We start from the raw sequence: 9,181 nt of genomic DNA, 5'->3' as shown, positions 1-9,181 counted from the left end.
CTGCGGAACTGACTCCTCGGCCGGCGCGGGTGACTCCTCGGCCTGCAGAACTGACGCTTCGGCCGGCGCGGGTGACTCCTCGGCCCGCAGAACTGACGCTTCGGCCGGCGCGGGTGACTCCTCGGCCGGCGGGGGTGACGCTTCGGCTGACGTACGTGACTCCTCGGTCGAGGCGGGTGACGGCTCGACGGGGCGGGGGGCGCTGTGGGGGGCTGCGGTCGTGGGTGGGCTGAGCTGGGCGTCGGGGGTGGCGCTGACGGCATTGGCGGGATGGCTGATCATCAAGGCCTCCTACCACCCGGTGATCCTGACACTGGTGGCGGCGATGGTGGGGGTGCGTACGTTCGGGATCGCTCGGCCGGTGCTGCGCTATCTCGAGCGGCTGTGGTCCCACGACAGTGCGCTGCGGCTGCTGGCGCAGCGGCGGGTGGAGGTCTATGACGCGCTGGTGCCGTTGGTCCCGGGCGCGATCCCCGGGCGCCGCGGCGACGTGCTGGCGAGCGTGGTCGACGACGTCGACGCGGTCCTCGACGAGGAGCTGAGGGTGCGGCTGCCGACGAGGGAGTACGCCGTCGTGGCGGCTCTCGCGGTCCTCGCGACCGCCCTCATCGACCCGATGGCGGCCGCCTTCACGACGGCCACGGCGCTGGCGGCGGGCGCCGCCTTCTGGATCGCGTACGCAGGGGCAGCACGCGCCGAGCACACCGCGATCACGGTCCGCGCGCAGGTGTCCGAGCAGGTGGTGGAGGCGACCCAGACGGCCGCCGAGCGCCGGATGTGGCAGGCCGGCGAGCCGGTGCTGCACGCGCTCGGCGACCTCGCCCGCACCTCCACCAGGGCAACCGTGACCGCGGCAGGCGCATCCTCGGTGGCCAAAGCCATCGTGCTGGTGGTCAGCGGAGCCGCGGTCGCGGCCACCGCGACCTACGCGGGAACCACCGACGGACCGATGCTCGCACTGCTCGCCCTGATCCCGCTGGCGCTGGCCGAACCCGCGGCGACGCTCGCCGATGCCGGGGCGGCCAGGGCACGCACCCGCGCCGCGCGGTGCCGCCTCGACGACCTCACCCACCGCAGCCCGGCGGTCACCGCCCCCGAGACTCCGAGGTCGCCGAGCGACGACATCGAGATCGTGGTCGACGGCGTCGCCGCCCGCCCCGGCGGTGGGCCGGCGGTCGAGATCCCGGATCTGTGGATCAGGCCCGGCGCGAGGATCGGCATCGTCGGGCCCTCCGGCTCCGGAAAGAGCACCCTGGCCGCGCTGCTGCTCCGCTTCCTCGACCCGGACACGGGCACGATCACGCTCGGCGGCGTGCCGACCCGCGACCTCGACCCCACGGACGTACGCAGGATCGTCGGTCTCGTCGACGACGACCCACATGTCTTCGCCTCCAACCTCGTGGAGAACGTCCGCCTGGCCCGACCGACGGCCACCGACGCAGAGGTCGAGGCTGCGATCCGGCGCGCTCACCTGGGTGCCTGGCTCGACGCGCTCCCCGACGGCTTGGCTACCAGGCTCGGCGACGGCGCCGCCCAGGTCTCGGGAGGCGAACGAGCGCGGCTGGCGGTGGCGAGGTCGCTGCTGGCCAGGCACAAGGTCCTGGTTCTGGATGAACCTTTGGCCCATCTCGACACCCAGACCGCCACGTCACTGGCGCAGGAGGTGCTCTCGCGGGAGACTGGCCCGCAGGAGACCGGCCCGACGGTCGGTTCAGAAGACGGTCCGCTCGGCGGCACGAAAACCGTACTGTGGATGACGCACACATCGACCGGACTGGGGTTGACCGATAGCGTGGTCTCCCTTCAACGAATGGGGGAAGTGAGACGGTGTTGACCGAGACAAGGACGATCCGGGTCTACCTGCTCGACGATCATGAGGTCGTCCGTCAAGGACTGACGACCCTGCTCGACAGTCACGACGACATCGCCGTTGTCGGCCAGGGTGGCACCACCGCCCAGGCGCGCGAGGACATCGACCGACTCCAACCCGACGTGTGCGTGCTCGACGCCCGCCTCCCCGACGGCTCGGGGATCGAGGTCTGCCGCGAGGTCCGCGCCGCCTACCCCGACATGCTCGCCCTCATCCTGACCTCCTATGACGACGACGAGGCGCTCTTCTCGGCGATCATGGCCGGGGCGAAGGGCTACGTCCTCAAGGACATCCGCGGCAACGACCTCGTCGAGGCCATCCGCACCGTCTCCGGCGGCGGCTCGCTGCTCGACCCGGTGATGACCGCGAAGGTCATGGAGCGGATGCGCAACCCCGAGGGCGACTCGCCGCAGATCCAGGCGCTCACGCCTCAGGAGAAGCGGCTGCTCGCGCTCATCGGCGAGGGCCTGACCAACCGCGAGATCGCCGGCCGGATGTTCCTGGCCGAGAAGACGGTCAAGAACTACGTCTCCAGCATCCTGGCCAAGCTCGGCGTCCAGCGGCGTACGCAGGCGGCGCTGATGGCCAAGGAGCTGCTCCACCCCCGACGGGGCAACTAGCGGAAAGCTAGACCCCGGCGGTGATCGGCACCTGCCAGACCAGCTCGGTGCCGCTGGGCGACCGCGGGCCGATCTCGAGCTGACCGCCGAGCTGGACCGCGCGGCAGCGGGCGTTCTTCAGCCCGCTCTCCTCGGCCTCCTCGGGGACACCGCCGCCGTCGTCGCGTACGACGAGCTTGATCTCGCCGTCCAGGAGCGAGAGCTCGATCTGGGCGCTGCGGGCCTGAGCGTGGCGGGCAAGGTTGGAGACCGCCTCCCGCAGCACCGGCAGCAGGTGGTTGCGTACGGCCTCGGGCACCGCCGTGTCGACGGGCCCGGTGATCTTGATCTCCGGGGTGAAGTCCATGACCCCGGCGTACTCCCGGACGACCTCGCGCACCTGCGCTCGCAGCGAGGAGGCGTCGTGGTTGCTGAGGTCGAAGATGGAGCCGCGTACGTCCTTGATGGTCTGGTCCAGGGCGTCGACCTGGTCGGAGAGCCGCTTGGACAGCTCCTTGACCTCGATCGGGTCACGGCCAAGGGCCTCCAGCTGGAGGCCGATGGCGAAGAGGCGCTGGATGACGACGTCGTGCAGGTCGCGGGCGATCCGGTCGCGGTCGGTGATGACGGCCAGGTCGGCGCGGTCCTCGACGGCCCGGAGCCGGTCGAGCGCGAGGGCGGCCTGTCCGGCGAAGCCGAAGAAGAGCTCGCGTTCGTGCTCGTCGCGGGCGGCGGACTGCTTGTCGTAGATGGCCAGCAGGGCACCGCGCCCGGCGAGGGAGGAACGCACGGGAGCGACGACGACGTGCAGTCCGTCGACCTCCAGGTCCAGCGGCTCGATGATGCGGCGGTCGATCAGGACCGGGACCTTCTCGGTCACCGCACGGACCCGCTCCTCCTGACCTGGCATCGCGGCGAGACCTGTCACCTGCCCGTGCTCGATGCGGGTGCCGGCGCCGACCCCGATCGCGCGCATCAGCGGCAGCGCCGTCTCGCACATCCGCTCGAGCGCGACGGTGTGCTCCAACGGCGGGGTCAGGGCGCGGTTGAGCTCGGCGCTCGCCTCGAGCCACCTGCGGCGCTGCTCGCTGAGCTCGAGCTCGCGCACCCGGTCGATCTGGGCGCCCGCTGCGCGGGCCAGCGCGACGACGAGCTGCTCGTCGTGGGAGGTGAAGTCGGCGTCGCCGACCTTCTCGGAAAGCAGCAGGTGTCCGAAGTCGTGGTCCTTGATCCGCAGCGGGACCTCGAGGAACTTGCGCTTCCCGGGATCGCCCGTACGCAGCGCGTGGCTGCCACCGTCGCCGGCCGCCGCGCGCGGCGCGAGCAGACGGAGCGCCTCGGGAGGCGTGACTTCAGGCTCGGCGTCAGCGGCCGCGTCGACGCGCGCACGGCGTCCGTGGCTCTTGCCCACGACTCGGAGGGTCGGCTCCTGCTGCCGTCCGTAGGTGATCAGGTCCTGGAGATCTCCGTCCAGGCCGAGGACGCCGAGGGCGCCGTGGCTTGCCCCGGTCAGCTCACAGGCCGACCGGGTGATCCGCTCGAGCATCGCGCTCAGGTCGAGCTCGCTCGACATCGCGATGACCGCGTCCAGGAGCGAGCGCGCCGATGGCTCGAGACCGGTGAGGTCCTCGGTCACGTCGGTGGTCACCATTAGAGTCTGTCGTCTCCAGGGGCCTTAGTCCACCTGATGTGCCGGACGTCGCGCGCTCATTTTCTCGATCGTGCGCACCCTTTACCTTCAGATGCTTGTTTTCACCGCGGATTCGTCGCGGGTTCGAGGCGGCTACACCTCGTCAACAGTTTCCCCACCGACAGCGCCGTCGACGTAGAACCAACGCCCGGCGCGGACCTCGAACCGGCTGTGCTCGGCGAGCACACCATCCCCTGACGGAGCTTCGTAGGAGGCCCGGAACGCCACCCAGCCGTGAGTCTCGTCGTCGGTCCCGGAGCCCTCGATCTCGAGGCCCGTCCACGCGATCCGCGAGTCAGGTGCGGCCACGCCCAGATCATCCGGACGGGTCCCTGGGTGCCAGGTGCGGAAGATGTAGTCCCAGTCCCCGACGGCGTACGCCGCATAGCGGCTGCGCATCAGCTCCTCGGGCGTCTCGGCCAGTGCCCCGCCGCGGTGCAGCCGGTGGCAGCAGAGCGCGTAGCGCTGACCGGTGCCGCACGGGCACAGCTGGGGCAGAGTTACCGCCGAGGCGGCTGATCCGGAGGAGCGACCGAAGGGTGACATGGGCCCATTGTGGGACACCGTTTGCGGACAGGCCGACAGATGCCTTGACAACGACCGATTCCGGTCGCATCGGCCGTTGCGTGCCGTCTATGGTTGCGGGGTGACTCTCAGGCGCGATCGGCTCGGGACGACGGGGGCGTTGCGGTGACGGACGTGAAAATCTGTCTCCTCGGCCCCCTCCAGGTCACGCGCGCGGGCGCGCCCGTGGAGGTCCCCGGCCGCCGCCCTCGTACGCTGCTGGCGCTGCTGGCGCTGGAGGCCGGCACCCCGGTCTCCGCGGACCTCCTCGCCGACCGGATCTGGGGCGAGGAGCTGCCCGACAACCCACGCGGCAGCCTGCACACCTACATCGGGCGGCTGCGTCGCGTGCTGGGCAAGGAGGTCGTACGCCGCGCCGCCGGCGGCTACATCCTCGACCTGCCCCGCTCGTCGGTGGACGCGCTCGCCTTCGTCGACCTGCTCGACCGGACCGGCGGCGCGGACGCCTACGAACGTCTCGAGGAGGCGATCGAGCTGTGGCGCGGTGAGCCGTTCGACGAACCCGCCGGGGAGTCGCTCGCCGAACGCATGCGGCCGTGGCTGGTCGACCGATACCTCGCCGCCATGGAGCATCGCGGCGAGCTCGACGTCGCGGCCGGTCGTGCCTCGAAGGCGGTCGCCGACCTGCGTCGCGTGGTGAGCGACCATCCGCTGCGCGAGTCCCTGTGGGCGATCCTGCTGGACGCGCTGGACTCCGCGGGACGCACCGCCGAGGCCCTGGAGGCCTACGAGGAGGTGCGGTCCCGACTGGCCGACGAGCTCGGTGCAGACCCGGGAGCGGAGCTGCGGGCGATCTTCACCCGGCTGCTGGTCGGCGCCTCGCCGGACCCCGAGATGGACGCGCCGGACAGCGAGCCGGCGGTGCCGGCGCAGCGGACCTCGGAGGAGAACCTGCCCGACGCGGTCCCGCACCAGCTGCCCGCCGACGTACCCGGCTTCTCCGGGCGCGAGGTCGAGCTGCGACTGCTCGACGCGGTGACCATCGCCCACGAGTCGGGATGGCCGAGTGTCGTCGCCGTGCACGGGGTCGGCGCGGCGGGGAAGACCGCGCTCGCGGTGCACTGGGCCCGGCGGACGATCGATCACTTTCCCGACGGCCAGCTCTTCATCGACCTGCGCGGCTACGGGCCGGGGGAGCCGATGCCGCCGGAGCAGGCGCTCTCGGGCCTCCTGATCGGGCTCGGCGTCGACGGCGAGGCGGTGCCGGATGATGTCGACGCGGCCTCGGCCCTGCTGCGTACGACCCTGGCGCAACGGCGCGTCCTCCTGGTCCTCGACAACGCCCGCGACGCCCAGCAGGTGCGACCGCTGCTCCCCGGCGGGGAGTCGCTCGCGCTGGTGACCAGCCGGAGCCAGATGCGCGGGCTGGCGTCGCGCGAGGGTGCCAAGCGGATCGCGCTGGACATGCTCACCGCTGCGGAGTCGGAGGACTTCCTCCGGCAGCGTCTCGCCGAGCGCGCCTCGGACGAGGAGGCCGTGCGGGTGCTGGCCGACATGTGTGGACACCTGCCGCTGGCGCTCGCCGTCGCCGCCGAGCGCTGCAGCCGGCATCCTGACGTCTCTCTGGCCGACCTGGTCGCCGAGCTGAGCGGCGAGTCCAGCGGGCTCTCGGCGCTGGAGACCGCCGATGACCCGCTCACCGACCTGCGGGCGGTCTTCTCCTGGTCCTACGACGCTCTCGACGAGGAGTCGCGAGCGATGTTCCGTAGGACCGCGGTGCATCCTGGATCGGACCTCAGCGTGCCGAGCGCGGCGGCGCTGGCCGGGGTCGGGACCGGATCCGCTCGCCGGCTCCTGGACCGGCTGGCCGAGGCGAACCTGCTCCGCGAGCACCGCCCCGGGCGCTTCGTCCTGCACGACCTGGTCCGCGACTACGCGCTGGAGATGGGCTCCGAGGAGGAGTCGGGCGATGCGCTGCGACGGCTGGTGAGCTGGTACACCCACTCGCTGGTCGCCGCCACCGAGGTCGACGGGCCGTCCCACCGGCTGATGACCCTCGACCCGATCGTGCCCGGGGTGACGGCGCTGAGCTTCGCCACGTCCCAGCAGGCCCGGGCCTGGGGAGACCGGGAGTGGCCGAGCTTCGGGCTCGCCGCGCGGCTGGCGGTGCGCCGCGGGCTGCTGAGTGCCGCCTACCAGCTGGTCAACAAGATGTTCAACCTCTCCATGCGGCACTCGCCCGCCGAGACCGCTGCCCTGCAGGAGGTCGGCCTGGACGCGGCCATCCGTGCGGGCCACCGGGTCGATGCGGCCTACATCCGCAACCAGCTCGGGATCAGCCGTGCCCGGGCGGGTGACCTGCCCCGCGCGATCTCGGAGTTCCGTGCCGCGGCCGAGGTCTTCCGCGATGCCGGGGCCGCTGCGGGACTGGAGATGTCGCTGTCCAACTGCGGCCAGGCGCTGAGCATGACCGGAGCGCTGGACGAGGCGGTCGCGGCCCTGGAGGAGGCGTACGCCGTCGCGGACGCGGCCGGCATGGCGGACCGCGCTCGTGGCAGCCTGATCGGGCGCGCCGAGGTCTATGTGCGGATGGCGCGCTACGTGGACGCGGTGCGGCTGATCGAGGAGGAGATCGGCCAGGACCCCGTCGACGTCGAGTCCTCCTCGCCGCGGGTGACCCTCGCCGACGCCCTGATCGGCCTGGAGCGCTACGAGGACGCCGACAGCCACCTGCGTCTCGAGCTGGCCCGTCATCTCGAGGACCGCAACCGGTGGGGTGAGGCCAAGGTCCTCGTACGCCGTGCCGTGATCGAGCGCGCCACCGCGCGGTTCGCGCAGGCCCACGCCACGCTCCGGGAGGTCCTCGCGATCCTCGACGAGGTGGGCGAGCTCGACCGCACCGAGCTGACCAGGGAGCGGGTCGAGGAGCTGCTGGCCACCGTCGCGGAGCCCGGTTCCGAGGGTCAGGACGTCGACGCCTCCGTCACCAGAGAGTTGGGCAGCGGCGTAGCGTTGCATCCGTGACTGCCGCACCCACGATCAGCACCCTCGGCCAGCTTCGCGAGAGTGGCCATGTGTTCAAGTCGCTCCGCGAGGAGATCCGCGACAACCTGCTGGCGAAGCTGGCGGCCGGCGAAGACCCCTGGCCCGGGCTGCACGGGCTCGAGGAGACGGTCATCCCGCAGCTCGAGCGCGCCCTGATCGCCGGACACGACGTCGTCCTCCTGGGTGAGCGTGGTCAGGGCAAGACCAGGCTGCTGCGTACGTTGGTGGGGATGCTCGACGAGTGGACCCCGGTCATCGAGGGTTCTGAGCTGGGCGAGCACCCCTTCGACCCGGTCACCGTCGCCTCGAAGCGTGCGGTCGCCGATCAGGACGACGCGCTGCCGGTCGGGTGGAAGCACCGTTCCGAGCGCTATTCGGAGAAGCTGGCCACGCCCGACACGTCGGTGGCCGACCTGATCGGCGACGTCGACCCGATGAAGGTCGCCGAGGGCCGTTCGCTGGGCGACCCGGAGACGATCCACTTCGGGCTGATCCCGCGCTCCCACCGCGGCATCGTCGCGATCAACGAGCTGCCCGACCTCGCCGAGCGGATCCAGGTCGCGATGCTCAACGTGATGGAGGAGCGCGACATCCAGATCCGTGGCTACGTGCTGCGGCTGCCGCTCGACCTGCTCGTGATGGCCTCCGCGAACCCGGAGGACTACACCAACCGCGGCCGGATCATCACGCCGCTGAAGGACCGTTTCGGCGCCGAGATCCGCACCCACTACCCGCGCGAGCTCGAGGCCGAGCTGGCGGTGATCCGCCAGGAGGCCGCCCTGGTCGCCGACGTACCCGATCATCTGCTCGAGGTCCTCGCCGTCTTCACCCGCCACCTGCGTGGCTCCTCCGCCGTCGACCAGCGCTCCGGTGTCTCGGCGCGTTTCTCGATCGCGGGAGCGGAGACCGTCGCGGCCGCGGCGCTGCACCGGGCGACCGTCCAGGGTGAGGCCGACGCGGTCGCCCGTCTGGTCGACATCGAGACCGCGGTCGAGGTGCTCGGCGGCAAGATCGAGTTCGAGTCGGGCGAGGAGGGCCGGGAGGCCGACATCCTCACCCACCTGCTGCGTACGGCGGTGGCCGAGACCGTCCGCAAGCACTTCCGTGGCCTCGACTTCTCGCTTCTCATCGCCGCCATCGAGGACGGCCGCATGGTCACGACCGGCAACAAGGTCACCGCCCGCGACTTCCTCACCGGTCTCCCGGTCCTGGGCGAGTCCGACCTCTACGACCAGATAGGCGACCGCGTCTACGAGAGCACCGGCGGACCCAAGAACGACGGCCAGCTGGCCAGCGCCGTCGAGCTGGCCCTCGAAGGCCTGTTCCTGGCCAGAAAGATCGGCAAAGACACCGCAGGAGGAGAGACGGTCTACGGCTGAGGCCGGCGGCCGCGCTAGGGGTAACACGTCGTTCGTAGGACTACTCGCCCTATTGGAACGACCTGATAGTCCT

General features: G+C 71.3%; 6 protein-coding genes. 4 read left to right on the top strand and 2 right to left on the bottom strand.

The genetic code is table 11. From position 1 onward, the window contains the following. Positions 1 to 1,834 (top strand): thiol reductant ABC exporter subunit CydC (gene cydC / locus ACRDPS_RS23160; protein ID WP_431504023.1); only part of this gene is annotated, 1,834 nt, incomplete at its 5' end. Continuing rightward, positions 1,828 to 2,490, top strand: a complete 663-nt coding sequence (locus ACRDPS_RS23155; RefSeq protein ID WP_431504022.1) for a response regulator — start codon at positions 1,828 to 1,830, stop codon at positions 2,488 to 2,490. The genes cydC and ACRDPS_RS23155, both read left to right, overlap by 7 nt. A gap of 7 nt (positions 2,491 to 2,497) precedes the next feature. On the opposite strand, the gene ACRDPS_RS23150 is transcribed toward ACRDPS_RS23155, so the two are convergent. Both ACRDPS_RS23150 and ACRDPS_RS23145 read right to left on the bottom strand, forming a co-directional pair. Next, positions 2,498 to 4,117: a GAF domain-containing sensor histidine kinase gene (locus tag ACRDPS_RS23150; protein ID WP_431504021.1), complete on the bottom strand. Its 1,620-nt coding sequence runs from the start codon at positions 4,115 to 4,117 to the stop codon at positions 2,498 to 2,500. Between the two features lie 135 nt (positions 4,118 to 4,252). After that, the gene (locus tag ACRDPS_RS23145) at positions 4,253 to 4,705 is read right to left on the bottom strand and encodes a YchJ family protein (RefSeq protein WP_431504020.1); all 453 of its coding nucleotides are present in this window, start codon (positions 4,703 to 4,705) and stop codon (positions 4,253 to 4,255) included. Between the two features lie 144 nt (positions 4,706 to 4,849). Here ACRDPS_RS23145 and ACRDPS_RS23140 point away from each other — a divergent pair, with 144 nt between their 5' ends. Together ACRDPS_RS23140 and ACRDPS_RS23135 are read left to right on the top strand one after the other, a co-directional pair. Beyond that, a complete protein-coding gene (locus ACRDPS_RS23140) occupies positions 4,850 to 7,708 on the top strand; it encodes an AfsR/SARP family transcriptional regulator (protein WP_431504019.1) in 2,859 nt (952 codons plus the stop codon). Beyond that, on the top strand, positions 7,705 to 9,108 hold the full coding sequence (locus ACRDPS_RS23135; protein WP_431504018.1) for a magnesium chelatase: 1,404 nt from the start codon (positions 7,705 to 7,707) through the stop codon (positions 9,106 to 9,108). Before ACRDPS_RS23140 ends, ACRDPS_RS23135 begins: the two co-directional genes overlap by 4 nt. Positions 9,109 to 9,181: the final 73 nt, after the last annotated feature.

This window comes from Nocardioides sp., from assembly GCF_050699375.1.
Classification (GTDB): domain Bacteria; phylum Actinomycetota; class Actinomycetes; order Propionibacteriales; family Nocardioidaceae; genus Nocardioides.
The sequence above is the reverse complement of the archived record's forward strand: the minus strand, read 5'-3'. Positions and strand labels throughout refer to the sequence as shown.